The organism is Pseudomonas sp. WS 5027 (assembly GCF_012985695.1).
In the GTDB taxonomy this organism is placed as follows: domain Bacteria; phylum Pseudomonadota; class Gammaproteobacteria; order Pseudomonadales; family Pseudomonadaceae; genus Aquipseudomonas; species Aquipseudomonas hygromyciniae.
Window position 1 is genome coordinate 1 of sequence record NZ_JAAQWU010000037.1, and the last position, 24653, is coordinate 24653.

The window sequence follows — 24653 nt, forward strand, 5'->3', positions numbered from 1 at the left end:
GCTGGGCTGCGAAGCAGCCCTAAAACCAGCCGCTACGGAGTATCTGATACACCGCATACGGCTTACTGGGGCTGCTTCGCAGCCCAGCGCGGGGCAAGCCCGCTCGCCACAGGAGAGTTCGTCAGTTTCTGAAAGTTGTGTAGATACCTATGCGGCGATGGGGCCCCCGAGCCTTGCACCGCCATTGCGTACGCCATCGCTGGCAAGCCAGCGCCTATAAGCGGGCGGGTCAGGATTGGTTACGAGCAGACCCTTAACGCCACTTAGTAAGTGACGGTTGCGCTACAAACCCGCAAAATGCAACGATTCTGGCAAACACCAACGGCACGGCATCACCGCCTGTCGATAATAGCCATCGTTCCAAACAGACCGGGCCTGCTCAATCTATGCGAATGCGCCTTATGTTACTGGGCGGCGGGAATGCCCTCGGGCAGGCGCTGATTCGCCTCGGTGCGGAGGAAGATATCGGTTTCCTCGCCCCGCGCCCGCCCCAAGAGGGCTGGGATGCCGCCAGCCTTACCCAATTGCTCGACGACACCCGTCCCGATGCCTTGATCAACCTTGCCTACTATTTCGACTGGTTCCAGGCAGAGAGCGTGAACGAGGCCCGCCTGGCCGGGCAGGAATCTGCCGTCGAGCGCCTGGCGGAATTGTGCCAGCACCACAGCATTACGCTGTTGCAACCGTCCAGCTACCGGGTGTTCGATGGTTCGCGCGCCACGGCCTACAGCGAAAAAGACGAGCCGGTGCCCCTGGGCCTGCGTGGTCAGGCGCTATGGCGTATTGAACAGAGTGTGCGCGCTACCTGCCCGCAACATGTGCTGCTGCGCTTTGGCTGGTTGCTCGATGACAGTGTCGACGGCGCGCTCGGGCGTTTCCTGGCGCGAGCCGAGAAAACCGAGGAACTGTTGCTGGCCGACGATCGAAGGGGCAACCCGACGCCGGTAGACGATGCGGCACGGGTGATTATCTCGGTGCTCAAGCAGCTCGATTGTGCGGCGCCGTTGTGGGGCACCTACCACTACGCCGGGCAGGAGGCGACCACGCCTGTGGCCCTTGGCCAGGCGATCCTCAGCGAAGCGCGCAACTTCCATGCGCTGGCGGTCGAAGCGCCGACCGCCCAAGCCCACGCCGCGCGGCCAGACGCCGCCGACGAGCCGCAACATGCGGTGCTGGCCTGCAAGAAAATCCTGCATACATTCGGCATCAAACCACGGGCGTGGCGTGCAGGGCTGCCGGCGTTGCTCGATCGCTTCTACCGGCATAACTAACGGGTCTGCCGCATAACAAAATGTGGGAGCCCGGTTTGTGTGGGAGCTAGCTTGCCTGCGATAGCATCGCCTCGTTGTCTTTGATGACCGAGGTGTCTGCATCGCAGGCAAGCCAGCTCCTACACAAGCCGGGCTCCCACATTGTTGTGTAGCGTTTGTTAAACCTAGCTTAGAACTTGTAGCCGATACCGACCATGTAGACCATCGGATCCACGTCCACATTGACCTTGGCGCGGGTACCCGCTGGCAGAGCACTGTTCTCCACGGTGGCCTTGGTGCTGATGTCGATGTAGCGGACCTGACCGTTAATCATCCACTTGTCGTTGATCATGTAGTCCATGCCGACCTGCGCGGCCCAACCCCAGGAGTTCTCGGCCTTGAAGTTGTTGAAACCTTGGCCCTGGGCGCTGCTGCCTACGTGTTCGTCATAGATCCAGGTGTAGTTGATACCGGCACCGACGTAAGGTTGGAACGCCGATTTGCTGTCCAGCGGGTAGTACACGACGCTCAGGGTAGGCGGCAGGTGCTTGAGGGTACCGAGCTTGCCGTTGGCGGCGCCGAGGGAAGTGTTCTTGATCTTCACATCATGCTCGAACGGCGTGGCGGCCAGCAGCTCGATACCGACATGGTTGGTCAGCATGTAGGCGAAGTTCAGACCCAGTTGCGTGTCGCTGCTCATGGTCGCCTTGCCGCCCAGGTCCTTGCCGGCCAATGGGCCCTGGTCAACCTTGACGCTGCCGCTATCGGCCTTTGGGTTGACGGTGATGGCACCGGCGCGAACGAGGATGTCGCCAGCTTCGTGGGCGTGGGCGAGAGGGGCGGCGAGTGCAAGCGCGAAGAGGGAAGCGCTGAGCAATGACTTGTGCATGGGTGGCTCCAAAGGACGTTTTTAGTTGGCTGTGTCCAATGGTAAAGATCGTTGCGGTCAGGCCTTTGACTCAGCTCAATGAAACGGTGATCAGCCAAGTACACCGCTCCCACATTTGATTGGTGGTGTTAGTTCGGCAATTCGTAGGCGTAGATCTTCTCGGCTTCCATCTGATAGCCAGCATCTGCCAACTCGCTGGTAGATGGCTTGACCTGCATCTGCCCCTCGATCCAGTACGGCTGGTACAACTCCTCCAGCTTCACGCCGATCTCACTGCGCACATGCACGATCTGGTTCGACGGCGGTGGTGGCACATGGATGCAGGCGCCGAAATACGGCACCAGCAGGAACTCAGTGGTGCGGCCTTCCTCGCTGACCTCCAGCGGCACGATATAGCCCGGCAGGCGGATGTGCTGGCCGTTCAGCGTGGCAACCACCGGCGCGTTGGGCAAATCCTGCTTGGCCGCTGGCGCTGCCTCGGCTGACAGGGCATCGGCCATGTTCGACAGGTGGTGGAGTGGCGTCATGTTCGGCACCTCCACCGGTGCATCCGGCGGAATCATTTCCTGCCACGACAAGTCCCGAGGCTCGGCGGCCCAGGCGGGCAGGGCCATCGTCAATAACAGCGCAAGCAGTGCACGACGCATCAAAGCCTTCCTCATAAACGGATCGACAGGCCATCGGCCAAGGATTGGCGATAAGCGCGCCAGGCCGGCACGCTGCCCATCAGCAGGGCGGCGATCAGGATACCGGCGAGCAGCGTCCATTCATACGGGTTGGGCAGTGCCAGCGGCAGGTCCAGGCCGTAATTGGCCTGCAAATAGCCACGGGACGCAGCGATACACACATACAGCAGGCCAACCCCTGCCACCACCCCGGCCAGGGCCAGGGCGAAGGCTTCGAAAATCAGCAGGCTCGCAATATGCCAGGGCCGTGCCCCCACGGAGCGCAGGATCGCCATTTCCCGGCGCCGTTCATTGAGGCTGGTGAGGATCGCCGTGAGCATGCCGATCAACCCGGTCAGCACCACGAACAGCGAGATCACGAACAGCGCCTTTTCCGCGGTGCCCATCATGCTCCACAGCTCTTGCAAGGCCACGCCGGGCAGGATCGCCAGCATCGGCTCGCCACGGAACTCGTTGATCTGCCGTTGCAGGGCAAAGGTCGAAATCTTGTTGTTCAAGCCCAGCATAAATGCGGTGATGGCTTGTGGCGTGAGGTCCATATTGCGCGCCTGGTCGGCACTGATCCGGCCCTTGCCCTGGGCCGGCACGCCGTTGTGCCAGTCGATATGGATCGCTTCCATGCCGCCCAGGCTGATATGCAGCGTGCGGTCCACCGGGGTGCCGGTGCGTTGCAGAATGCCAACCACGGTGAAAGGTTTGTCATCGTGCTTGACCAGGCTGACCACCGCCACGCCGTGGGCCAGCACCAGCTTGTCGCCGAGTTTGTAATGCAGCGCGTCGGCCACTTCGGCGCCGAGCACAACTTCAAACGGGTCAGTGGCAAAGGCGCGGCCACTGGCCAGTTGCAGGTTCTGCTTGCGCCCGTATTGGTAGTGTTCGAAGTAGGCGTCGGTGGTGCCCATTACCCGGTAACCGCGATGGGAGTCGCCCAGGGATATGGGGATTGCCCATTTCACCTGCGGGCTGGCGGCGAAGTGCTCGAAGCTGTCCCAGCGGATGTTGTTGGTGGCGTTGCCGATACGAAATACCGAGTACAGCAGCAGGTTGACCGAGCCGGAACGGGCGCCGACGATCAGGTCGGTGCCGCTGATGGTGCTGGCAAAGCTGGCGCGGGCCTCGGTACGCACGCGCTCTACCGCCAACAGCAGGCACACCGACAGGGCGATGGCGAAGGCGGTGAGGATCGCGGTAAAGCGGCGGTTTGCCAGGCTGGCCATGGCTAGACGGAACAAATACATCTCAAACCTCGAGCGGCGTGGCGGCGCGATTGAGCTCGGCCAACGACAGGTTGCGGTCGAACAGCGAAGCCAGGCTCTGGTCATGGCTGACGAACAACAGGCTGGCGCCCGCCTCGCGGCATTCGGCGAACAACAATTGAAGGAAGGCTTCCCGGGCATCGTGGTCCAGGGCCGAGGTCGGCTCGTCGGCGATCACCAGTTCCGGCTGGCCGATCAATGCCCGTGCGGCGGCGACCCGTTGTTGCTGGCCGATGGACAGCGCATCGGCACGCCGCTCGAGCAAGTCCGGGTCCTTGAGGCCCAAGTGCGCAAGCAGGGCGGCGGCGGCCTGCTCGACACTGCCATGGCGCTGGATCGCCCGTTGCGCGCGTAGCTTGGAGAAATGGCAAGGCAACTCGACGTTCTCGCGTACCGAGAGAAACGGCAGCAGGTTGAACTGCTGGAAGATATAGCCGGTGTGATCGACCCGAAACCGATCGCGGGCACCGGCCGACAGCTCCGTCAACTCCTGGCCGAGCAGGCGAATACTGCCGCGACTGGGTGTCTGCACCCCGCCCAGCAGGCCGAGCAAGGTGGTTTTGCCGCTGCCGCTGGGGCCCTTGAGGAACAGGGTCTCCCCCGGTTCCAGGCGAAACGCCGGGATATCCAGCAACTGGGGGTGACCGGGCCAGTTAAAGCCCAGGTCGGACAGTTCGATCAGTGCTTGGGTCATGGGAACTCAGTATCACCTGCAGAGCGCGGTCAACTGTAGGCGCTGGCCTGCCAGCGATGCAGGCTACGCGGTGTATCTGCGACACCGCGCCGATGCCATCGCAGGCAAGCCAGCTCCTACAGTTGAGCGTGTGGAGTCAGAATTTCAGGGTGGCAGTCTTGGCCGTCGTTTCAACACCCTGCTGGCCACTCGGGCCGATCAGTTGTACCTGAATTTTCAGGGTGGCGGGGAAGGTCTTGAAGAGGTTCGCCAGGTCGAGGTTTTTCAGCGCGGCGGGGCTGGCGCAGGTGAACTGATAGTGGGCGTGGATTTCGCTGTGATCATGGTCGTGGGCGGCAGCGCCTTTGCCATCGGTGGCGTGGTCATGATCGTCTTCTGGCTTGTCGCCGAACAGGGGGCTTTCGAGCTCTTGGCTGCTGACCACACAACCGGCGGCTTTTGGCAGGCTGAACAGCACCAAGGGTTGTTCCAACTGTTTACGGGCGGCGGCGACCTTGGCTTTGTCTGCGTCGGTGGTGGCCAGGTGTTCGAACCCCACCAGGTTCATCGCCGGGCTTTCCAGCTCCAGTTCCAGGGCCTTGTCATCGAGCACCGCGTTAAGGCGGGCAACGCCATGCTCATGGGCGCCAAGGCTGCCGTGTTCATGGTCATGATCGTGGTCGTGTTCGTCAGCCGCCAGGGCAGCCAGGGGCAACAGGGCAAACGGCAAAGCGAGCAACAGGCGGCGCATAGAAAAACTCCCGGGCGTGAATGAATATTTTGTTATGTGATCTTATAACAAAAGCGTTGAGAGTTTGACCGTCTGCTTGGCGCAGCGCAAGGCGCATGGGAGCATGCTCGTCAGAAAAGTGCTGGAGGACGAGCAATGATGCGAATTCGTGGAACCATCGGCGAACTGCCCGTGGACTTGACCCTGGAGTTGGACGACAGCGATTGGGCGCGGCTGGGCGTGCACTTGCAGGCGGTCACGCCGGCGACTGGCGAGGTGCCTGTCACGCCGCCAGTCTCGGTCAATCAGGACGAGAACCTGTGGCAGGCCGCCCAGGACCTGCTGCGCGAGGCCGGGCAGCTCAGCGGGCTGGAACTGTCGGATCGCCTCGAAGGCCTGGCCGGCAACGCCCAGGCCGGCAAGCGCCTGTTGGTACGCCTGCGCCATAGCGCCAAGGTGAAGGTGTCCAGCGGCGGGGATACGCCGCAATACAGTTGGATCGCTGATTAGTACAACGCGGCGAACAACTTGCGGCGATACACCGTGACCAGCGGGTGGTCGTTGCCCAGCAACTCGAACACTTGCAGCAGCGTCTTGTGTGGCAGGCCTTCGTTGTAGCTGCGGTTGCGGATAAACAGCTTTAGCAGGCCTTCCAGCGCCGCGTCGTATTGCTGGCGGGCCAATTGCTGCACGGCCAGTTGATACGCGGCTTCATCGTCCTGCGGGTTTTGCGCCAGGCGGGCCTTGAGGTCCGCGGCATCCGGCAGGTCGGCAGCTTGGCGCAGGAACGTGATCTGCGCCTTGGCACCGGCGAGGGCCGCCTTGTGGGCGTCGCTCTTGACCGCGTCGAGTACGGTCTGCGCTTCGCCCAATTCGCCACGCTCGGCCAGGCAGCGGGCGTAGAGGATCAACGCGCCGGCGTTGGTGTTGTCTTCACCGAGCAAGGCCACCAGCACAGCCTCGGCCTCACTGATCCGGCCTTCGGCAAATAGCGCTTGGGCCTGCTCCAGCGGATCCGCCTGCGCAGGTGGCGGCATTTGCACATGGGGTTCCAACAGCGCGCGAATCGTAGACTCCGGTTGCGCCCCGGCAAACCCATCCACCGGTTGACCGTCCTTGAACAACACCACGGTGGGCAGGCTGCGAATGCCAAAGCGCGCAACGACATCCTGCTCGGCTTCGCAATCGACCTTGGCCAGCAGCAGCTCGCCCTGATAACTCTCGGCAATCTGCGCCAGCAACGGCATCAACGCCTTGCACGGCGCACACCATTCGGCCCAGAAATCCACCAGCACGGGCTTGTGGAACGAATTTTCGATGACGGCCTGATCGAACGTAGCGGTGGTGACATCGAAAATGTACGGCGTGGGCTCACTCATGGAGGTTCTCAATGACGCGTGGGATGGGGCAACTATAAAGACTGGCGGTCTCTATCGGAAGCCGCGCAGGGATCAGGCGCGAGATACGTGCCAAAAAGGGTCCTGATACCAGTTACGAGGGAACCCCATCGCCTTTAGGTTGAGGTTGGGAAAGTCGCTGATCAAGTGATAAAGGTGTTGGTCCCAGCGAGTGTGTGGGCTTATCTGATACATCAGATGGTTAAGCATGCAAAGTGTCGGAAAAATGCGGGTATGGGGCCCTGGCTGTAGGAGATGGTTTGGCCATGGGAAATTTGCTTTCCTGGGTAATTCAGGACGAATACCCAGTTGTCGATTCCACATCCGTGAGTGATGGGCGCACATGTTCCGGACAGTGGTCAACGTGTGAAGCCAGGACTGCATCAGGGGGGCGGGAAGTCCCAGGCGCCTGGCAATAGCTTTTTTATCCGCGTCCCTGGCCAGGCCTTTGTAGAGATGAGAGAGGTCACCCAGCGTCAACTCTTCCAGCATGGCCCAACTCGGCATGAGAGATGGGTGGTTGTAGGTAATTGGATAGTGGCGCGCGTAGCTTTCTTTGGCTCTTTGGCGTTTGAGATGGTCTTTTCGATTGCTGTCTGTGTGCAGTCGGTCGATGCGCAGGCATTCGCGTTCGTAGTCGCGAGCTGCCACAGACTGTTTGGTGTTTAGCGTTGCAAGCAGGCGTTGGTGGTCAAATGTTGGGTGAAAAGTCTGGCCGTCGATGTACCAATGGCTACCGTAGGCGGGGCCCATGTGATTACTGATGACTGCACGTGATGCGATCTCGACCCGCTCGATAGCATCCATAGCCAATAAGCGAAGACGTCGGTCGAAATCGTAGAGTCGTGCCAGTTGATGAAAATGGGTGCCAGCATGGAAGTGGTGGTCGATATCTTCCGGTTGTTGGAAGGGCCGCATATAGGGGCTTAATCGGAAGAAGCTGACCGACTGCAGGAAGCACCGGGCGCCTGTTTCGTCGTCAATTATCAAGCCCCGAGACTTGAGGAGTTCCAGCTGGTCCGGGACGTCAATGGCAGGTTTGTCGAACACCCTCATGCCGGAAAATCTCCAGGCATAAAAAACCCGCACAATTTGTGCTTGGTCGCTGACGCAACCAGAGGCATGGCGGGTGTATTGCCCAGCAGGTTATGCAACTGCCCAGGCTTTTGCAATGCCTTTGGAGCGACACCGACCAGCGAAACAATGAGGAAATACATGCAGGTCGATCGTCCAGGCCGCGTCGGGAGGACGGCATTTTCCATGTCCTCGCGGCCGCTGTCTTAGTCACTCTATTGCTGAAAATTTGTAACTCAGAGACCTAGCGCCGCGAATGGTACAGGCTCACCTTGCGAAACTCCCAAGGCTCCGCCAGATCCGGCAACGTCAACGCCTCCAGAATCTCCAGCCGCTGATAGTCCGGATGCTGGAAATCCCGCACCCTTGAATCGGCGACCAGCGCTTCGCGCCCGCGGGTGAGGAATTGATCCAGCAGCGGCAGGTTCGCCCGGTCGTACAGCACGTCCGCCACCAGGATCAGGTCGAAACGATCGGCCTCGGCAAAAAAATCCGCCGAATAGCCCAGCGTTACGCCATTGAGTTGAGCATTCGCCCGGCAGGCGCCGAGTGCCAGCGGGTCGAGGTCGCAGGCCACCACTTCCAGGGCGCCGGCTTTTACTGCGGCAATCCCCGCCACCCCGGAACCGGCGCCAAAATCCAGGACCCGCTTGCCCGCCACCCATTGCGGGTTGGCCGCCAGGTAGCGGGCCAGCGCCAGGCCGCTGGCCCAGCAGAAGCTCCAGTAGGGCGGCTCGTGCAGGATGCGCCGGGTTTCCTCGGGGCTGAAGGCGCGGTGCATGTTGTCGGCGTCCAGCAGCCATAACGACAGGTCGGTGCCCGGCAACGGGCAGGGCACCAGTTGCGCGTCGCCGATCAACTCGCTCAAGGCTCGTTGCAGGTGCAGCGGTGGTGTCATGGTGCGCGGACGAGTTGCAGTGGCCCGGTGGTCTGGGTGATCGGCTGCTGGATGCGCACCGCCGGCAGATGCAGGATCAACTGCCCTGACTGGCTGGCGCGACCACGCAGTTCAACGCGGGCACCGGTCGGGAAGGCTTGCGGGTTGAAGCGCAGGCGGAAGGCCAGTGGTTTGTTGTTGCCGATCAGCACGCTGCTGGCCAGCAGTTGTTGCGGGCGGCTGCGCTCGTCGATCACCAGTAATGCGAGCTCGACTTCGGCGCCGGTTGGTACGCCATTGAGGGTGCCGCTCACTTCACGCTGGTAGGCGGGCAGTGGCCCGAGGGGTTCCTGGCCGGGGATTTTTTTCTCTTGTTGCGGCGTGGGCTGCGGGGCCGCTGGTTTTGGCGCTTCGCTGCTGCAGGCGACCAGAAAACTGAACAATGTGAGTAAAACCAGCGGTCGTAACGGCATGTACGGCTCCAAAAAGGGCAAAAATCCGTGAACTAAACAGAAGAAACATAATAGTCAGCCTATATACCGTAAAGGCTATGGCTTGTCTTGCCACGGGGATGCGCTACCATGGCCCTCCCTTTTTTTGTTGCCTGCCACCATGCACTGTCCCTTCTGCGGTGCCAACGACACCAAGGTCATTGACTCGCGTCTGGTCGCCGAGGGCGATCAAGTGCGTCGCCGGCGCGAATGCCTGGCCTGCGGTGAACGTTTCACCACCTTCGAAACCGCCGAACTGGTACTGCCACGCCTGATCAAGTCCGACGGCAGCCGCCAGCCCTTCGACGAAGACAAACTGCGCGCCGGTATGCAGCGCGCCCTGGAAAAACGCCCGGTGAGTGTCGAGCGGCTGGAAGCGGCGCTGGTGCATATCAAGCACAAGCTGCGGGCGACCGGTGAGCGCGAGGTCAAGAGCCTGGTGGTTGGAGAACTGGTGATGGGCGAGCTGCAAAAGCTCGACGAAGTCGCCTACATTCGTTTCGCCTCGGTGTATCGACGCTTCCAGGACCTCAACGAGTTCCGCGAAGAGATCGACCGCCTGGCCCGTGAGCCGGTCAAAGAATGAACCCTCCTTCTGCGCAACAGGCTGTGCTCGACGCGCATTACATGGCCCGCGCCCTCGAATTGGCGCGCAAGGGCTTGTACACCACCCACCCCAACCCACGGGTCGGCTGCGTGATTGTGCGCGATGGACAGATTGTCGGAGAAGGCTGGCACGAGCGCACCGGCGAACCCCATGCCGAGCCCAACGCCTTGCGCGCCGCCGGTGAGAAGGCTCGCGGTGCCACGGTGTACGTGACGCTCGAACCGTGCAGCCATCATGGTCGTACGCCGCCCTGCGCCGATGCGCTGGTGACTGCCGGCGTGGCGCGGGTGGTCGCGGGCATGCAGGACCCGAACCCGGAAGTGGCCGGACGTGGCATGCAGCGCCTGGCCCAGGCCGGCATCGAAGTGCTCAGTGGCGTACTGGAAAGCCAGGCACGTGCCCTTAACCCCGGCTTCCTCAAGCGCATGGAGCACGGCCTGCCGTTTGTTCGGGTCAAGCTGGCGATGAGCCTGGACGGGCGCACGGCGATGGCCAGTGGCGAGAGCCAGTGGATCACCGGCCTCGCCGCCCGCGCTGCGGTGCAGCGTCTGCGTGCAGAGGCCAGTGTGGTGCTGACCGGTGCCGATACTGTGCTGGCCGATGGCGCGCGCCTGACCGTGCGTGCCGCCGAACTGGGCCTGGATCCACAAACCACGGCCCTGGCCATGTCGCGCCCGCCGCTGCGCGTGCTGATCGATGGCCGCCTGCGGGTGCCGCTCAACGCGCCGTTCTTCAAGGCCGGCCCGGCCCTGGTCATCACCTGCGTGACCCCGGAAAACCAGTTCCCCCGAGGCCCCGAATGCCTGGTGGTGCCGGGTGTCGACGGCCAGGTCGACCTGCGCTCGGCGCTGGTGGCCCTGGCGGCCCGTGGTGTCAATGAAGTGCTGGTAGAAGCCGGGCCAAGCCTGGCGGGTGCGTTTGCCCAGCAGGGCCTGGTGGACGAGTACGTGATTTTCGTCGCCGGCAAGTTCTTGGGCTCCGCTGCGCGGCCTCTGCTGGATTGGCCGCTTGAGAAACTGGCCGACGCTCCCCAACTCAAGATCACGCAAATGCGCGCTGTAGGCGACGACTGGCGAGTCACTGCCATCCCGCTCCCCCCAGCGAGCGTATAATTCCGACCGGGCGCCCAGGCGCCCGCACCGTTTTCCAGGAGAAGGCCATGTTCACCGGCATTATCGAATCCATCGGCAGCATCCGCGCCATGACCCCCAAAGGCGGCGATGTGCGCCTGTTGGTTGAAACCGGCAAGCTCGACCTTGGCGACGTCAAGCTGGGCGACAGCATCGCCGTCAGCGGCGTATGCCTGACCGTCATCGAACTGCCGGGCAATGGCTTTGCCGCCGATGTCAGCCGGGAAACCCTGGACTGCACCGCGATGAATGACCTCAAGGCTGGCAGCCCGGTCAACCTGGAAAAAGCCCTGACCCCGACCACCCGTTTGGGCGGCCACTTGGTCAGTGGCCATGTCGACGGCGTCGGCGAAGTGGTGGCGCGCAGCGAAAACGCGCGGGCCGTGGAGTTCCGCATCCGGGCCCCTAAAGAACTGGCCAAGTACATCGCCCATAAAGGCTCGATCACCGTCGATGGCACCAGCCTGACCGTGAACGCCGTGAATGGCGCCGAATTCGAACTGACGATCATTCCCCACACCCTCAGCGAAACCATCATGGCCTCGTACCAGCCAGGTCGCCGGGTGAATCTGGAAGTGGACTTGCTTGCCCGTTACCTGGAGCGCCTGTTGCTGGGCGATAAGGCCGCAGAGCCTGCTGCCGGTAACATCACCGAAAGTTTTCTGGCCGCTAACGGCTACCTGAAATCCTGACCAAGGGGGTGCCGCGTGGCGCTCAATAGCATCGAAGAACTGGTTGAAGACATCCGCCAAGGCAAGATGGTCATCCTGATGGATGACGAAGACCGCGAGAACGAAGGCGACCTGATCATGGCCGCCGAGTTGTGCCAGCCTGAACACATCAACTTCATGGCCAAGCACGCCCGTGGCCTGATCTGCATGCCCATGAGCCGCGAGCGCTGCGAGCTGCTCAAGCTGCCGCTGATGGCGCCGCGCAATGGTTCGGGGTTTGGTACCAAGTTCACCGTCTCGATTGAAGCGACCACCGGCGTGACCACCGGCATCTCCGCCGCTGACCGCGCCCGCACCGTGCAAGCCGCTGCCGCCAAAGACGCCAAGGCCGAAGACATTGTCAGCCCTGGCCATATCTTCCCGCTGATGGCCCAGCCAGGTGGCACCCTGGCCCGTGCTGGCCACACAGAGGCCGCCTGCGACCTGGCGCGCATGGCCGGGTTCGAGCCGAGCGGGGTGATCTGCGAAGTGATGAACGACGACGGCACCATGGCGCGTCGTCCGGAACTGGAAGCCTTTGCCGCCGAGCACAACATCAAGATCGGCACCATCGCCGACCTGATTCACTACCGGATGATCCACGAACGTACCGTTCAGCGGATTGCCGAGCAGCCACTGGACAGCGAACTGGGGCATTTCAACCTGGTGACCTACCGTGATTCGGTGGAAGGCGACGTGCACATGGCGCTGACCCTGGGCAACATCTGCGCCGAAGAGCCGACCCTGGTGCGTGTGCACAACATGGACCCGCTGCGTGACCTGTTGATGGTCAAGCAGCCGGGTCGTTGGAGCCTGCGAGCCGCCATGGCCGCGGTTTCCCAGGCGGGCAGTGGTGTCGTACTGCTGCTGGGTAATCCGGTGGATGGCGATGTGCTGCTGGCGCATATCCGCGAAAGCGCTGATCAGGTACCGGTGAAAAAACCGACCACCTACAGCATCGTCGGTGCCGGTTCGCAGATCCTGCGTGACCTTGGCGTGCGCAAAATGCGCCTGATGAGCGCACCCATGAAATTTAATGCGATATCCGGTTTCGACCTGGAAGTAGTAGAATACGTGCCCTCCGAATAAAGACCGGCGATTATCGCTCCTTGTTCGCGGTTCAAATATCACTAAGGGGCGCGTCATAGACGCGTCCCGGCTCTTTAAGAGATTTGTCGAATGACCCTGAAGACCATCGAAGGTACCTTCATCGCCCCCAAAGGCCGCTACGCCCTGGTGGTTGGCCGCTTCAACAGCTTCGTGGTTGAAAGCCTGGTAAGCGGTGCCGTGGACGCCCTGGTTCGCCACGGTGTGAGCGAAAGCGATATCACGATTATCCGTGCCCCTGGCGCCTTCGAAATTCCACTGGTTGCGCAGAAAGTTGCCCAGCAAGGCGAATACGCAGCGATCATCGCCCTGGGCGCGGTCATTCGTGGCGGCACCCCGCACTTCGAATACGTGGCTGGCGAGTGCACCAAGGGCCTGGCCCAGGTGTCCATGGAGTTCGGCGTGCCAGTGGCCTTCGGCGTACTGACCGTTGATTCCATCGAACAAGCCATCGAGCGCTCCGGCACCAAGGCCGGTAACAAAGGCGCTGAAGCTGCCCTGTCCGCCCTGGAAATGGTCAGCCTGCTGTCGCAGTTGGAGGCCAAGTGATTTCCGACGAGAGCGATCGTTTCAACCCACGCGAGCCACGTCCTGCGGACGCCGGCAAGCCGTCGAAGAATGAAAAGCGCCGTGCTGCCCGTCAGTTGGCGACCCAGGCGCTGTATCAGCGTCAGATGGCGGGTACTTCGCTGAACGAAATCGAAGCGCAGTTTCGCGTCGATAACGACTTTACCTTCGCCGACCTGCCGTACTTCCACGACATCCTGCACGGCGTGCATGCCAACCTGACCGAGATCGACACGGCCCTGGCACCTTGCCTGGACCTGACCCTCGAAGAGTTGGACCCGGTTGAACTGTGTGTGATGCGCCTGTCCACCTGGGAGCTGCTCAAGCGCGCCGACGTGCCGTATCGCGTTGTGATCAACGAAGGTATCGAACTGGCGAAAGTCTACGGTTCGACCGACGGTCACAAGTTCGTCAACGGCGTGCTCGACAAGCTGGCCCCGCGCCTGCGTGAAGCCGAAGTGAAGGCGTACAAGCGCTAACCTGCGCTTGACTCCCTGATGGGCGAGTTCGAGCTGATCCGCACCTACTTCGCCGCCGCGCCCTGTGCGCAAGGCGGCGAAGGTATTGCCCTGGGGATCGGCGACGACTGCGCCTTGCTGGCGGTTCCCCCCGGGGAACAGCTGGCGATTTCTACCGATACCCTGGTGGCCGGCGTGCACTTTGCCGACCCCTGCGATCCGTTCCTGCTCGGCCAGCGCTCGCTGGCGGTGGCAGTCAGCGACCTGGCGGCCATGGGCGCCTACCCAATTGCCTTTACCCTTGCACTCACCACACCGACGGTCGCGGCCGATTGGCTGCAACGCTATGCCCAGGGTTTGAACGCCATGGCCCAGCGCTGTAGCGTGGGCCTGGTGGGCGGTGACACTACCCGTGGGCCGCTGAGCCTGACCGTCACAGTGTTTGGCCGTGTCCCGGCAGGGCTGGCGTTGACCCGTAGTGGCGCGCAGCCGGGCGACCTACTGTGTGTCGGCGGTGAACTGGGCAATGCAGCGGGGGCCTTGCCGCTGGTATTGGGGCAGCGTAGCGCCGCAGCGCAAGTCGCCGAACCGCTGCTGGGCCACTATTGGTCGCCACAACCGCAGTTGGCCTTGGGCATGGCGTTGCGTGGCAAGGCTACGTCTGCGCTGGATATCTCTGACGGCCTGTTGGCCGATTGCGGGCATATCGCCAAGGCTTCAGCCGTAAGCCTGGTGATCGAGCGGCAACGGCTGCCGCTGTCGGCGGCGTTGCTGGCCTTTCTCGGCGATGAGCAAGCGCGGTCCGCGGCCTTGAGCGGGGGGGATGATTACGTCCTCGCGTTCACCTTGCCACCCGCTGAGCTCGGGCCATTACTGGCTGAGGGATGGCCGGTGCATGTCGTCGGGCGGGTGGAGGCGGGAGCGGGTGTGAGGCTGCTGGACTCCAGTGGCAACGACATCACCCCGGCCGTGCGCGGTTATCAGCACTTTCGCGAGGCGCCGTGACACGGCTGGCTGCGCTACCCTTTACAACGTTACAGAAAAGATCGCTTTCCCAGGAGGACGTCATCATGGGGCTACGTCGCTGGTTGCTGATCCTGCTGTGCGTTGGCGCATCTGCCGGATGGGCCGATGACACTCCCGAAGTGCCCGGCCAAATCCGCCTGGCCAGTGAAACCTGGAATGACTACACCAACGCTGACGGCAGCGGCCTTGCCTGGGACGTGCTACGGGAAGTCTTCGAACCCGCCGGGGTCAAGGTCAAGATCCGCAGCGTGCCCTACACCCGTTCGGTCGGCCTGGCGCGGCGTGGCGAAGTAGATGCCTGGGTCGGTTCCTATCACGCTGAGACCGAGGGCGTGCTGTACGCCCGCTGGAACTATGACGCCGACCACATCTACGCCTTGGGCCTGGCGAGCAGCCCAGAGCCGACGTTGGCGACGCTGGGTACCTACCGCCTGGCCTGGGTGCGGGGCTATAAGTACGAGGACTACCTGCCCAATATTCACCGTTTCAACCAGATCGAGCGGCGTGGCGGGATTTTGCCGATGCTCCAGCACGGGCGGGCCGACTTCTACATTGATGCCCGGGCCGAAATTAAATACATCCTTGGCCAAGCCGACGACCCATCGGTGTTCAAGCTCACGCACATTGCCGAACTGCCGTTGTTCCTGGGGTTTACCGACAATGAACGGGGCCGGGCGTTGATGGCGTTGTTTGACCGGCGCATGGCGTCGCTGGTGGCAAGCGGCGAGTTGAAGCCGATCTTCGAGCGCTGGCACCAGCCCTATCCGTTCTGATCACCCCGCCTTTATGTAGGAGCGAGCTTGCTCGCGAAGAACGTCAACGATAACGCGTGCCTAGGATAAACGCAGCGCTCTCTGGTTCTTCGCGAGCAAGCTCGCTCCTACATGAAAAGCTGAGCGTGCATAGAACCAAGGCAAAGGCCAATCGAACCGATTGATCTTTATCAGCGATAATTCAGCTTAAGCGTCTGTAGGAGCGTGCTGTTACAATGCCGCCTCTGTGAAATCTGAAATCAGGAGCACACGGTGCCCGTCGTTTTCGTCGCTGCTTCCAAGCTGCCTACCCCTTTTGCCACGTTCACCATGCATGGCTTTCTTGAAAAAGCCTCCGGGCGCGAGCATGTCGTGCTCAGCCTGGGCGATGTGGCCGATGGCGCCCCGGTCCTGGGCCGCGTGCACTCCGAGTGCCTGACCGGTGACGCACTGTTCAGCCAGCGCTGCGACTGCGGCTCGCAACTGGAGGCCGCCATGCAAGCCATCGCCCGTGAAGGTCGTGGTGTGCTGCTGTATCTGCGTCAGGAAGGCCGTGGCATTGGTTTGCTGAACAAGATCCGCGCCTACGAGCTGCAAGACGGTGGCGCCGACACGGTCGAAGCCAACGAGCGGCTGGGCTTTGCCGCCGATCAGCGCGACTACGCCATCTGCCTGCCGATGCTCGAACACTTGGGCATCCAGTCCCTGCGCCTGATGACCAACAACCCGCGCAAGGTCAAGGCCTTGACCGAAATGGGCATCACCGTTGCCGAGCGCGTGCCGCTGCACACCGGGCATAACCCGCACAACAAACTCTACCTGGCGACCAAGGCCAGCAAGCTCGACCACATGATGGGCAACGAGCATCAAGGCGAGGTCGACCGGGCGTGACGCGCGGCCAGGTCAAGCGGCGCCTGTCCTTCAGTTGGTGGCAGTACCTGGCGCTGGCGTTGTTGCCGTTGTTCGTGATCAACCTGGTGTTTGGCCAAGGCGAGCCACTGTTGCCGGTGCTGGCAATGCCATTTTTTATCGCCGGTGTCGCGTCGATGTTTGCCAGCCTGCGTTACTTTCATGGCTACAAACATGCGCTGATCGCCACCTCCAAGGCCCTCGATACGCCTGAAGAGCCCGCCGCGTGGATCACCCTCGCGGCCCGTCGACGCACGGCTTTGCTGGTCGCGGCGTTCCCGGCCTGGATCGGTGCGCTGGCGGTGTTCGTCGGCCTGGAAGCGGTGCCGCTGTTTCTCCTGGCCTTGTCGACCCTGGTGCTGTTCTACCTCTATCGCATACCGCGTCAGCTCGGTTGATGCGCCTCTGGCTGGCGGTTCTGCTACTGGCCGCCAGCGCGTCGGCGACGGCGGTCCAGCGGGTGGTCAGCCTCGCGCCATCCCTCTCTGAAATCGTCGTTGAACTGGGCGCCAGCGATCTGTTGGTGGGCGTTCTCGACGGCGGCGAACGGCCTGAAGCGCTGCGCAACGTGGCCTCGGTGGGGCGTTATGGGCAGTTGGATCTGGAGCGCCTGCTCAGTCTGCAGCCTGACTTGCTGCTGCTCTGGCCCGGCAGCATCGGCCCCGCCCAGCGTGAGCAGCTCAAGCGCTTGAACATCCCGATCTACGTCGCCGAACCCCATAGCCTTGAACAACTGAGCAGCCAGGTCGAAGCCATCGCCCGGCAGTTGGGGCGTGCCGAGGACGGCCGCCAACTGGCTGCCCGCTTGCGTCAACGCTTGGCCGAGTTGCGCCAGCGCTATTACCGCAGCGAGCCCTTGCGGGTGTTCTACCAGGTTTGGAACCAGCCGCTGTACACCGTGGGCGGTGGGCAGATCATCAGCGATGCGCTAAGTGTGTGCGGTGCGCGCAATGTGTTTGACGACCTCAAGTTGCCAGCGCCGCAGGTCAGTATCGAGTCGGTGTTACAGCGTGACCCCGAGGTGATCCTGGCAGCGGATCAAGCGCAACTGGACGACTGGAAGGCCTGGCCCCAGGTGGCGGCGGTGGCCCAGGGGCGCTTGCTGATCGTGCCGGATAAAGGGCTGGAGCGGCCCAGTGGGCAGATGGTGGAAGCGGTGGCCAGGTTGTGTCAGGTGATTGCGCCGAACCGCTAAGACCGCTATCGCAGGCAAGCCAGCTCCCACATTTGTTCTGTGGTGTGGCCAAAATCTTCTGCCCTGCCGAGCTCCCACCTTTTGATGTGTGAATACAGACAAATGTGGGAGCTGGCTTGCCTGCGATGGCGTCGGCACAAATAGCCTTAGAGCTGCGGCGTCCACGTCACCCCAACCATCCACGTCCGGCCTTCTTCCCGATACGGTTGGTTGTTCTGGAAATTCGGATCGTCATAGCTGTACCACGCCCGCGTATAGCGGCGATCCAGCAGGTTATCGACCTTCAACGACAACGCCACTTCCCGATTCAGCGCCCAACCGCTGCGCAATCCCACCAGGTAATAGCCCGCGAGGCGGTTCTTGTTGTCCTCGGCGTCGTAGCTGCTGCTGATAGCCTGCCAACTGGCGCCCAGGCTCAGTTGGTCGAACTGCCGATCCAGGTCCAGGTTCAGGGTGCGCCGGGCTCGACGGGCCAGGGTGTGGCCGCTGCTGCGGTCGCGCGGGTCGATGATCGACAGGCCGAGGTTGCCTTGCCAGCCGAACAGTTCTTGTTTGAGGGCGGTTTCGAAGCCGTTGATGCGGGCGGTGGCGACGTTTTGTGGTTTTCCGCCGTCAAGAATGATCGCGTCTTTCAAGTCGGTGCGATACAGCGAGGCCTCCATCCGCGTGCTGTCGCTGAGCTGACTGCGCCATTGCAGCTCGTAGCTTTTTGACGTTTCGGGCTGCAGGTTAGGGTTGCTGTATCGGGTGTCGGGGTAATACAGGTCATTGAAGGTCGGCGCACGAAAGCCTTCGCTGTAACTCAGTAATACGTCGTTGTCGCTATTGACTGGCAAGGTCAGCGTGCCGCTCCAACTGTTCTGTCCGCCGAATTGCTGGTTGTCGTCGTGACGCAACCCCAGTTCGGTGGAAAACCACTCTCCCTTGAAGCGATGCTGGATAAACGCTGCGCGGTTCCAGCGACTGTTTTCGCTGAACGTGGTGCTGCCGTGAAAACGGTCTTCATACCAATCGCCGCCGAGGATCAGGCTGTTTTGCTGATCGAGCGTGAGGTCGTTCTGCCAGTTGATCGAGTCGCGGTAGGTGTTGAACACACTGAAGTCAGCGCTGAGCTTGTCGCGTTTGGTATCGCGGTTTTCGCTGTGGCCCAGCTCTACACGGCTCTGCCATGCCTCGTTGAGTTGGGCGTCGATATAGGCGCTGGCGCTGCTAACGGTGTAGTCGGTATAGGGCTTCTGGCCGACACTTTGCCCACTGGCGAAATCATAGCGACCAAAGCCATTGTCATATTCCGACTTGCCCCGGCTATCCAGCAGGTTGAAACCCACCTCCAGTTCATCACTGAACTCATGGCTGAGATTCAGACTCAGCGACTTGTTGCGATAGGCATCATGGTCACGGTCGCTGGGGAAGGACGCGTGGCTCCAGTCAATACCGGCGGTTTCATCCAGGCTCGCGCCCAGGTTGAAGCGCGTGCGCTCATCACCACCCGACAGACCCAGGCTGCGCTCCCAGGTGCTGTTACTGCCAAAGCCCAGTTTCAGGCGCGGTTGCAGGCCTTGTCCGGCATTGCGGCGGGTAAATATCTGGATCACCCCGCCAATCGCATCACTGCCGTAAATCACCGAGCGCGACCCGCGCAGTACTTCCACCCGTTCAATCTGATCGACATTCAGGTATTGCAGGCCGCTGTCGCCGGAGGTGGCATTGGCGATCCGCTGACCATCCACCAGTACCAGGCTTTGTGCCGACTTGGTACCGCGTATGAAAATCCCCGGCAAGCTGCCCCGGCCACCGGTCCGCGCCACTTGCACACCAGGCACGCGGCTAAGCAGGTCAGTGACGCTGGAGGGTTGCAGGCGGTCGATATCGTCACGGGTGAACACCGTGTTGGCGGCGCTACTGTCATTGCGCGCCTGCACCTGGCGGTTGGCGCTGATCACCACGTCGGGGAGTTTCAGGGCGGCGTCGCGGGTGTCGGCGAGCAGGTCCGCAGTGGGTAAAAGCAGGAGTGGCAGAGCAAGTCGAAGGTGGTTCATGGGCCGTCCATGGATTCCAATGCAATGCAAAACAAATGTGGGAGCTGGCTTGCCTGCGATGCAGACACCTCGGTCTTTCAGAGAGACCGGGGTGATGCTATCGCAGGCAAGCCAGCTCCCACAATTTGATCGGGTTTTTACCGGGAGATCGGGTTACAGGCCGAGCAAGGCCATGCGCTGGCGCACCGCAGTCTCGATCCCCGCTTCATCCAAACCACACTCAGCCAGCATCTGCGCCGGCTTGGCGTGCTCCACGTATATGTCCGGCAAGCCCAGGTGCAGCACCGACTTAAGGATATTCTCCCGCGCCAGGAATTCGCTGATCGCCGCACCGGCGCCGCCCATGATGGCGTTTTCTTCAACGGTCACCAGCAACTCATGGCTGCCGGCGATCTCACGCACCAAGGCTTCATCCAGGGGTTTGACGAAGCGCATGTCGACCACGGTGGCGTCGATTTCCTGCGCCACTTTCAGGGCTTCGGCCAGTTGCACGCCGAATACCAGGAACGCGGCCTTGCTGCCCTGGCGACGCACGATGCCCTTGCCGATCTCGATCGGTTCCAGGTCTTTCTCGATCACTGCATTCGGGCCATTGCCGCGAGGGTAGCGTACCGCCGCCGGGCCGTTGTACAGGTGGCCGGTGCTGAGCATCTTGCGCAGTTCGTTCTCGTCGCTTGGGGTCATCACCAGCATGCCGGGGATGCAGCGCAGGTACGACAGGTCGTAGCTGCCAGCGTGGGTCGGGCCGTCTTCGCCCACCAAACCGGCGCGGTCGATGGCGAACAGCACGTCGAGGTTCTGCACCGCCACGTCATGCACCAATTGGTCATAGCCGCGTTGCAGGAATGTGGAATAGATCGCCACCACCGGCTTGGCGCCTTCGCAGGCCATGCCAGCGGCAAAGGTCACCGCGTGTTGCTCGGCAATCGCCACGTCGAAGTAGCGCAGCGGGAAACGCTCGCTGAATGCTACCAGGTCGGAGCCTTCCTTCATCGCCGGGGTAATGCCCACCAGGCGCGGATCGGCGGCGGCCATGTCGCACAGCCATTCGCCAAACACGCCGGAATACTTCGGCCCGCTGGCTTTTTTCGGCGCCGCCACGGGCGCGTCCAGGGGGTCGAGCTTGGTGATGGCATGGTAGCCAATCGGGTCGACTTCCGCCGGGGCGAAGCCTTTGCCTTTCTTGGTGACGATATGCAGGAACTGCGGGCCCTTGAGGTCGCGCATATTGCGCAGGGTGGCGATCAGGGTCGGCAGGTCATGGCCGTCGATGGGGCCGATATAGTTCCAGCCCAGCTCTTCGAACAGGGTGCCGGGGACCAGCATGCCCTTGGCGTATTCTTCGGTGCGGCGGGCAATTTCCCACGCGCCCGGCAGGCGCGACAGTACTTTTTTGCTGCCCTCGCGCATGCTGGCGTAGGTGCGGCTGGACAGAATTTTCGCCAGGTAATTAGACAAACCACCGACATTGCGCGAGATCGACATGTCGTTGTCGTTGAGGATCACCAACATGTTGGCGTCCACTTCCGGCGCATGGTTCAACGCTTCAAACGCCATGCCGGCTGTCAGCGCGCCATCACCGATCACGGCAATCGCCTTGCGATCGCTGTTTTGCAGACGGGCGGCAATCGCCATGCCCAGGGCTGCGCTGATCGAGGTGCTGGAATGGCCGACGCCAAAGGTGTCGTATTCGCTCTCGGAGCGGCGCGGGAAGGCGGCAATGCCGTCCTTCTGGCGCAAGGTGGCCATGCGCTCGCGGCGTCCGGTGAGGATTTTATGCGGATACGCCTGGTGACCCACGTCCCACACCAGCCGGTCGTCCGGGGTGTCGAATACGTAATGCAACGCGATGGTCAGCTCGATGACGCCCAGGCCGGCACCAAAATGCCCACCGGTCTGACCGACCGTGTAGAGCAATTCCAGGCGCAACTCATCGGCCAGGGTTTCCAGCTCGGCTTCACCCAGGCGGCGCAAGCCGGCCGGCGTGTTGGCACGGTCCAGCAGCGGCGTGGTCGGGCGCTTGCGGGGAATCTCTTGAAACGTCGTGGGCATCAGGCGAATCGTTATAGGTATAAGAAGAGGCGGCAGTTTACCTCAAGCATCGCAAACTGCCCACGCAGAGCACCGAACTTGGCCGATATGCGGCGCTAATGGCCGCTGTAATCAGTGGCGGCGTTCGACGATATACCGCGCCAGGTCACGCAGCGGCTCGGCTGCCGCGTCGAATGGTCGCAGGGCGGCCAGGGCCTGGTCGCGCAGTTCCAGAGCGTAGACCTTGGCGGCTTCCAGCCCCAGCAGCGACGGATAGGTCGGCTTGTCACGGGCAATATCGGCGCCTTGGCGTTTGCCGAGGGTCGCGGTATCGCTTTCCACATCGAGAATATCGTCCTGCACCTGGAACGCCAGGCCGACAGCCCGGGCATAAACCTGCAAGGCGGCCAACTGCGCAGCTTCGGCGCGGCCACTGGCCAGGGCGCCGAGGTGCACGGCAGCTTCGATCAGCGCCCCGGTCTTGTGCCGGTGCATATATTCCAGGGCTTGCTGATCCAACTTGAGGCCGACCGAACCGAGGTCAATCGCCTGACCCCCGACCATACCGGCCGGACCTGCGGCAGCGGCCAACGCGGTGACCATACGCAGGCGGATCTCGGCATTGACGCCGCTCAGGCGCGGATCAAGCAAGGCACTGAACGCCAGGCTTTGCAGGCCGTCACCGGCGAGGATCGCACAGGCTTCGTCAAAGGCTTTATGGGTGGTGGGCTGGCCGCGACGCAGATCGTCATCGTCCATCGCCGGCAAATCGTCGTGTACCAGCGAGTAGGCATGAATCAACTCCACCGCACACGCCGCGCCATTGGCCTGCGCCGCGTCCACGCCCAGCGCTTCACAGGCCGCATAGGCGAGTAAAGGCCGCACGCGCTTGCCGCCGTTCATCACGCTATAGCGCATGGCCTCATACAACCTGGCCAGCTCCGGGCTTGGCGCCACAAACAGCGGTTCCAGCGCAGCATTGACCCGGGCCTGACTGCTGGCCTGATAAACGTCGATCATTGCGCTTGTTCCGCGTCGAAAGGTTCTTCGGCCAACTCCCCATCCCGTTCCAGCAACACCTGGACCTTCTGCTCCGCCTGCGCCAGGGCGCTTTGGCAATCGCGGGTCAGGCCGATACCTTGCTCAAACGCCGTCAACGAGTCTTCCAGCGACAACTCGCCGTTCTCCAGACGCTCGACCAGGGTTTGCAGATCGGCGAGGGATTGTTCGAAATCGAGTGCAACTTTTTTGCGGGCCATGGCGGCTATTCCGGTTGACGGTAAACGGGCGCGACACTAGCAGATAGGGGGGGGAGGGGCAAATTGGGGCACGGTGTTGGGGCAGGTTGGCCGGCGATGGCGGTTTGACCGTCGCCGTTCACGCAGAGACTAATAGCCCAGGGGGTATCAATGGCAAACTTGCTGTTGTATTGAGTTATGACTAACTAGAGTCGTCCCGGTTATCGATGGTAACTGTTTTTTCATGATTCTCTGGTCATGGTTTAGTTCAATAAGTGAGGCGGTGCCGGGCGTGAGTTGAATGTCATGGTTTTCCGTTGTTTAAATAGTAAGTTTGAAGATGGTTGCCCTAGTGCTTTAATTTTATGACTCATTCTGCATTGCCTCGGCGTGATAGCGAGTGAGGCATTCGAGTAAGATTTTCATAAACTGTCTCTGATCAGTGATTTCATCGTCAAAGTAAGTATCGAAAAGATAAAATATCGAATCAAAATTCTCGTCGGTATTCAAGAAGTACTCTAGTGTATTGATGTACCACTCTCTTTCTTCTTTTTTGTAATGAAGAAACTCAGGTTTTGTCAGTTTGTCGAATAACTCTGAAAGTTCTTTGTCGTTATTAACGTTTTTTGAAACAATAAAACGTTCCCTGTCGGGGTCGTCGTAATTGTCAAAGCTGTATGTAAATAGCAGGCTTCTGATGATTGAAAGTTTTGGTAATAGTTTCATACTAAAAGTCCGTATATGCAGTAATGGGTTTTCCGTCTGTGTCTAGTATGACTTTTGCTTTGGTTTGCTTTCCGTATTCCAAGTTTGCTCTTTTGTATCCCTCGCCAATTTCTTTCCCCATGTCTATAGGTTCGCGTGATTTACCCATGTTGGTTCTCCTGAGTATAAGCTGTGCTCGATAAATAGCATTTAATTGGTCCCTGTGGCTGAGGTATCGGGTAGCTGCGCTAGGTATTTTGGGTTGGCCGACTCTTCTTCCATCTACGTGTCTTTCGATTTCTCCTGTAGTTGGATTTTTGGCCGTCATTACCCTTTCAAGTTGAGCGTCCAGCGTAGTCTGCGCGCCATGTTTTTCCAGGAAGTGAGCTCTTGGTAATGCTTGCTCCATTTCTTTCAAACGACTATAGGCATTTGCTTCTGCAAGCTCATCAATTCTTGCCTGTCGTTGTGCGCGTGTCGTTTGCGGGAGAGCAGGCTCTGCGTGATCAACATTTTTCGTAGGATCCTGAACGGTGGCGCTTGGCTTACACCCATCCCCACCGGGACACGCATTCAACCCCAACGGATCCACCCACCCCGTAGGGTTAGGCACATACAAATACCCGTTCACCCCACCCGCCAACTTCACCGGGTCTGGGGTCAGGTAGCGTCCGTTATCCGGATTGTAGTAGCGATGCCGGTTGTAATGCAGCCCGCTTTCCCGGTCGTAATACTGCCCCTGAAAGCGCAGTGGGTTGTCGACTGTGCCTACATCCAACCGGGTGATTTTTCCGTAGGCCTGGTAATGGGCAGACCAGACGATGTTGCCGTCTGCGCTGGTCAGCTCCTGCGGCGT

Annotated in this window: 28 protein-coding genes; 13 read left to right on the forward strand and 15 right to left on the reverse strand. The window is 61.1% G+C overall.

Features of this window, described 5'->3' with window-relative positions; translation table 11 throughout:
- Positions 1–386 precede the first annotated feature (386 nt).
- The gene (locus HBO09_RS27730; protein WP_169998362.1) at positions 387–1271 is read left to right on the forward strand and encodes a sugar nucleotide-binding protein; all 885 of its coding nucleotides are present in this window, start codon (positions 387–389) and stop codon (positions 1269–1271) included.
- A 169-nt stretch (positions 1272–1440) separates the two neighbouring features.
- Here the strand turns inward: HBO09_RS27730 and HBO09_RS27735 are convergent, their stop codons facing one another.
- The 5 genes from HBO09_RS27735 to HBO09_RS27755 all read right to left on the reverse strand — a co-directional run bounded on the left by HBO09_RS27735 (position 1441) and on the right by HBO09_RS27755 (position 5505).
- On the reverse strand, positions 1441–2139 hold the full coding sequence (locus HBO09_RS27735) for an OmpW family outer membrane protein (RefSeq protein ID WP_169998364.1): 699 nt from the start codon (positions 2137–2139) through the stop codon (positions 1441–1443).
- Positions 2140–2267: 128 nt separating this feature from the next.
- Positions 2268–2786, reverse strand: coding sequence for a DUF3299 domain-containing protein (locus HBO09_RS27740; protein ID WP_169998366.1), 519 nt, complete (start codon positions 2784–2786; stop codon positions 2268–2270).
- 11 nt (positions 2787–2797) lie between these two features.
- Entirely contained in the window at positions 2798–4063 is a 1266-nt protein-coding gene (locus HBO09_RS27745) for an ABC transporter permease (RefSeq protein WP_169998367.1), read from the reverse strand.
- Between the two features lies 1 nt (position 4064).
- Positions 4065–4775 carry an ABC transporter ATP-binding protein gene (locus HBO09_RS27750; protein ID WP_169998369.1) on the reverse strand — a complete coding sequence of 237 codons (711 nt, stop codon included), beginning with the start codon at positions 4773–4775 and terminating at the stop codon, positions 4065–4067.
- 136 nt (positions 4776–4911) lie between these two features.
- Positions 4912–5505, reverse strand: a complete 594-nt coding sequence (locus HBO09_RS27755; protein ID WP_169998371.1) for a DUF2796 domain-containing protein — start codon at positions 5503–5505, stop codon at positions 4912–4914.
- 135 nt (positions 5506–5640) lie between these two features.
- On the opposite strand from HBO09_RS27755, the gene HBO09_RS27760 reads away from it, so the two are divergent.
- Positions 5641–5994, forward strand: a complete 354-nt coding sequence (locus tag HBO09_RS27760; protein ID WP_169998373.1) for a hypothetical protein — start codon at positions 5641–5643, stop codon at positions 5992–5994.
- On the opposite strand, the gene trxA is transcribed toward HBO09_RS27760, so the two are convergent.
- The 5 genes from trxA to HBO09_RS27785 form a co-directional block, all read right to left on the reverse strand.
- Positions 5991–6863, reverse strand: a complete 873-nt coding sequence (gene trxA, locus HBO09_RS27765; RefSeq protein WP_169998375.1) for a thioredoxin — start codon at positions 6861–6863, stop codon at positions 5991–5993. The two genes, HBO09_RS27760 and trxA, sit on opposite strands and share 4 nt — an antisense overlap.
- 72 nt (positions 6864–6935) lie before the next feature.
- The gene (locus HBO09_RS27770; protein WP_169998377.1) at positions 6936–7937 is read right to left on the reverse strand and encodes an Abi family protein; all 1002 of its coding nucleotides are present in this window, start codon (positions 7935–7937) and stop codon (positions 6936–6938) included.
- Positions 7934–8098 (reverse strand): hypothetical protein, encoded by a 165-nt coding sequence (locus tag HBO09_RS27775; protein ID WP_169998379.1) that lies wholly within the window; start codon positions 8096–8098, stop codon positions 7934–7936. The genes HBO09_RS27770 and HBO09_RS27775 overlap by 4 nt, the downstream gene beginning before the upstream one ends.
- Positions 8099–8199: 101 nt before the next feature.
- Positions 8200–8853: a 50S ribosomal protein L11 methyltransferase gene (locus HBO09_RS27780; protein ID WP_169998381.1), complete on the reverse strand. Its 654-nt coding sequence runs from the start codon at positions 8851–8853 to the stop codon at positions 8200–8202.
- Positions 8850–9305: a YbaY family lipoprotein gene (locus tag HBO09_RS27785; protein ID WP_169998383.1), complete on the reverse strand. Its 456-nt coding sequence runs from the start codon at positions 9303–9305 to the stop codon at positions 8850–8852. The genes HBO09_RS27780 and HBO09_RS27785 overlap by 4 nt, the downstream gene beginning before the upstream one ends.
- Before the next feature lie 139 nt (positions 9306–9444).
- Between HBO09_RS27785 and nrdR the strand changes: the two genes are divergently transcribed.
- From nrdR to HBO09_RS27840, 11 genes are all read left to right on the forward strand, one after another.
- On the forward strand, positions 9445–9909 hold the full coding sequence (gene nrdR / locus HBO09_RS27790; RefSeq protein ID WP_029299433.1) for a transcriptional regulator NrdR: 465 nt from the start codon (positions 9445–9447) through the stop codon (positions 9907–9909).
- Positions 9906–11042 (forward strand): bifunctional diaminohydroxyphosphoribosylaminopyrimidine deaminase/5-amino-6-(5-phosphoribosylamino)uracil reductase RibD, encoded by a 1137-nt coding sequence (gene ribD / locus HBO09_RS27795; RefSeq protein WP_169998386.1) that lies wholly within the window; start codon positions 9906–9908, stop codon positions 11040–11042. The genes nrdR and ribD overlap by 4 nt, the downstream gene beginning before the upstream one ends.
- 47 nt (positions 11043–11089) lie before the next feature.
- Positions 11090–11752, forward strand: a complete 663-nt coding sequence (locus tag HBO09_RS27800; RefSeq protein ID WP_029299435.1) for a riboflavin synthase — start codon at positions 11090–11092, stop codon at positions 11750–11752.
- A 15-nt stretch (positions 11753–11767) separates the two neighbouring features.
- Positions 11768–12859, forward strand: coding sequence for a bifunctional 3,4-dihydroxy-2-butanone-4-phosphate synthase/GTP cyclohydrolase II (ribBA, locus tag HBO09_RS27805; protein ID WP_029299436.1), 1092 nt, complete (start codon positions 11768–11770; stop codon positions 12857–12859).
- A gap of 90 nt (positions 12860–12949) precedes the next feature.
- Complete coding sequence (gene ribE / locus HBO09_RS27810; RefSeq protein WP_003176356.1) at positions 12950–13426, forward strand: 6,7-dimethyl-8-ribityllumazine synthase; 477 nt, start codon at positions 12950–12952, stop codon at positions 13424–13426.
- Complete coding sequence (gene nusB, locus HBO09_RS27815) at positions 13423–13923, forward strand: transcription antitermination factor NusB (protein WP_169998388.1); 501 nt, start codon at positions 13423–13425, stop codon at positions 13921–13923. Before ribE ends, nusB begins: the two co-directional genes overlap by 4 nt.
- An 18-nt stretch (positions 13924–13941) precedes the next feature.
- Positions 13942–14907 carry a thiamine-phosphate kinase gene (gene thiL / locus HBO09_RS27820; protein ID WP_169998390.1) on the forward strand — a complete coding sequence of 322 codons (966 nt, stop codon included), beginning with the start codon at positions 13942–13944 and terminating at the stop codon, positions 14905–14907.
- A 65-nt stretch (positions 14908–14972) separates the two neighbouring features.
- The gene (locus tag HBO09_RS27825; RefSeq protein WP_169998392.1) at positions 14973–15701 is read left to right on the forward strand and encodes a transporter substrate-binding domain-containing protein; all 729 of its coding nucleotides are present in this window, start codon (positions 14973–14975) and stop codon (positions 15699–15701) included.
- 252 nt (positions 15702–15953) lie between these two features.
- Positions 15954–16571: a GTP cyclohydrolase II gene (ribA, locus tag HBO09_RS27830; protein WP_169998394.1), complete on the forward strand. Its 618-nt coding sequence runs from the start codon at positions 15954–15956 to the stop codon at positions 16569–16571.
- On the forward strand, positions 16568–16987 hold the full coding sequence (locus HBO09_RS27835) for a nuclear FMR1 interacting 1 family protein (protein WP_169951318.1): 420 nt from the start codon (positions 16568–16570) through the stop codon (positions 16985–16987). The genes ribA and HBO09_RS27835 overlap by 4 nt, the downstream gene beginning before the upstream one ends.
- Complete coding sequence (locus HBO09_RS27840; RefSeq protein WP_169998396.1) at positions 16987–17784, forward strand: cobalamin-binding protein; 798 nt, start codon at positions 16987–16989, stop codon at positions 17782–17784. The genes HBO09_RS27835 and HBO09_RS27840 overlap by 1 nt, the downstream gene beginning before the upstream one ends.
- A 146-nt stretch (positions 17785–17930) precedes the next feature.
- On the opposite strand, the gene HBO09_RS27845 is transcribed toward HBO09_RS27840, so the two are convergent.
- The 5 genes from HBO09_RS27845 to HBO09_RS27865 all read right to left on the reverse strand — a co-directional run.
- On the reverse strand, positions 17931–19823 hold the full coding sequence (locus tag HBO09_RS27845) for a TonB-dependent receptor (RefSeq protein WP_169998398.1): 1893 nt from the start codon (positions 19821–19823) through the stop codon (positions 17931–17933).
- 153 nt (positions 19824–19976) lie between these two features.
- On the reverse strand, positions 19977–21875 hold the full coding sequence (dxs, locus tag HBO09_RS27850) for a 1-deoxy-D-xylulose-5-phosphate synthase (RefSeq protein ID WP_169998401.1): 1899 nt from the start codon (positions 21873–21875) through the stop codon (positions 19977–19979).
- Positions 21876–21986: 111 nt separating this feature from the next.
- The gene (ispA, locus tag HBO09_RS27855; RefSeq protein WP_169998403.1) at positions 21987–22874 is read right to left on the reverse strand and encodes a (2E,6E)-farnesyl diphosphate synthase; all 888 of its coding nucleotides are present in this window, start codon (positions 22872–22874) and stop codon (positions 21987–21989) included.
- A complete protein-coding gene (locus tag HBO09_RS27860) occupies positions 22871–23113 on the reverse strand; it encodes an exodeoxyribonuclease VII small subunit (protein WP_029299452.1) in 243 nt (80 codons plus the stop codon). The genes ispA and HBO09_RS27860 overlap by 4 nt, the downstream gene beginning before the upstream one ends.
- A gap of 706 nt (positions 23114–23819) precedes the next feature.
- Positions 23820–24653: RHS repeat-associated core domain-containing protein (locus tag HBO09_RS27865; protein WP_178120422.1), on the reverse strand; the 834-nt coding region annotated here is incomplete at its 5' end.

What these genes read in the sequence shown, in the direction of transcription:
- HBO09_RS27730 (WP_169998362.1), top strand. Translation starts at nt 387, where the DNA reads ATGCGAATGCGCCTTATGTTACTGGGCGGCGGGAATGCCCTCGGGCAG.
- HBO09_RS27735 (WP_169998364.1), bottom strand. Translation starts at nt 2,139, where the DNA reads ATGCACAAGTCATTGCTCAGCGCTTCCCTCTTCGCGCTTGCACTCGCC.
- HBO09_RS27740 (WP_169998366.1), bottom strand. Translation starts at nt 2,786, where the DNA reads ATGCGTCGTGCACTGCTTGCGCTGTTATTGACGATGGCCCTGCCCGCC.
- HBO09_RS27745 (WP_169998367.1), bottom strand. Translation starts at nt 4,063, where the DNA reads ATGTATTTGTTCCGTCTAGCCATGGCCAGCCTGGCAAACCGCCGCTTT.
- HBO09_RS27750 (WP_169998369.1), bottom strand. Translation starts at nt 4,775, where the DNA reads ATGACCCAAGCACTGATCGAACTGTCCGACCTGGGCTTTAACTGGCCC.
- HBO09_RS27755 (WP_169998371.1), bottom strand. Translation starts at nt 5,505, where the DNA reads ATGCGCCGCCTGTTGCTCGCTTTGCCGTTTGCCCTGTTGCCCCTGGCT.
- HBO09_RS27760 (WP_169998373.1), top strand. Translation starts at nt 5,641, where the DNA reads ATGATGCGAATTCGTGGAACCATCGGCGAACTGCCCGTGGACTTGACC.
- trxA (WP_169998375.1), bottom strand. Translation starts at nt 6,863, where the DNA reads ATGAGTGAGCCCACGCCGTACATTTTCGATGTCACCACCGCTACGTTC.
- HBO09_RS27770 (WP_169998377.1), bottom strand. Translation starts at nt 7,937, where the DNA reads ATGAGGGTGTTCGACAAACCTGCCATTGACGTCCCGGACCAGCTGGAA.
- HBO09_RS27775 (WP_169998379.1), bottom strand. Translation starts at nt 8,098, where the DNA reads ATGTATTTCCTCATTGTTTCGCTGGTCGGTGTCGCTCCAAAGGCATTG.
- HBO09_RS27780 (WP_169998381.1), bottom strand. Translation starts at nt 8,853, where the DNA reads ATGACACCACCGCTGCACCTGCAACGAGCCTTGAGCGAGTTGATCGGC.
- HBO09_RS27785 (WP_169998383.1), bottom strand. Translation starts at nt 9,305, where the DNA reads ATGCCGTTACGACCGCTGGTTTTACTCACATTGTTCAGTTTTCTGGTC.
- nrdR (WP_029299433.1), top strand. Translation starts at nt 9,445, where the DNA reads ATGCACTGTCCCTTCTGCGGTGCCAACGACACCAAGGTCATTGACTCG.
- ribD (WP_169998386.1), top strand. Translation starts at nt 9,906, where the DNA reads ATGAACCCTCCTTCTGCGCAACAGGCTGTGCTCGACGCGCATTACATG.
- HBO09_RS27800 (WP_029299435.1), top strand. Translation starts at nt 11,090, where the DNA reads ATGTTCACCGGCATTATCGAATCCATCGGCAGCATCCGCGCCATGACC.
- ribE (WP_003176356.1), top strand. Translation starts at nt 12,950, where the DNA reads ATGACCCTGAAGACCATCGAAGGTACCTTCATCGCCCCCAAAGGCCGC.
- thiL (WP_169998390.1), top strand. Translation starts at nt 13,942, where the DNA reads ATGGGCGAGTTCGAGCTGATCCGCACCTACTTCGCCGCCGCGCCCTGT.
- HBO09_RS27825 (WP_169998392.1), top strand. Translation starts at nt 14,973, where the DNA reads ATGGGGCTACGTCGCTGGTTGCTGATCCTGCTGTGCGTTGGCGCATCT.
- HBO09_RS27840 (WP_169998396.1), top strand. Translation starts at nt 16,987, where the DNA reads ATGCGCCTCTGGCTGGCGGTTCTGCTACTGGCCGCCAGCGCGTCGGCG.
- HBO09_RS27845 (WP_169998398.1), bottom strand. Translation starts at nt 19,823, where the DNA reads ATGAACCACCTTCGACTTGCTCTGCCACTCCTGCTTTTACCCACTGCG.
- dxs (WP_169998401.1), bottom strand. Translation starts at nt 21,875, where the DNA reads ATGCCCACGACGTTTCAAGAGATTCCCCGCAAGCGCCCGACCACGCCG.
- ispA (WP_169998403.1), bottom strand. Translation starts at nt 22,874, where the DNA reads ATGATCGACGTTTATCAGGCCAGCAGTCAGGCCCGGGTCAATGCTGCG.
- HBO09_RS27860 (WP_029299452.1), bottom strand. Translation starts at nt 23,113, where the DNA reads ATGGCCCGCAAAAAAGTTGCACTCGATTTCGAACAATCCCTCGCCGAT.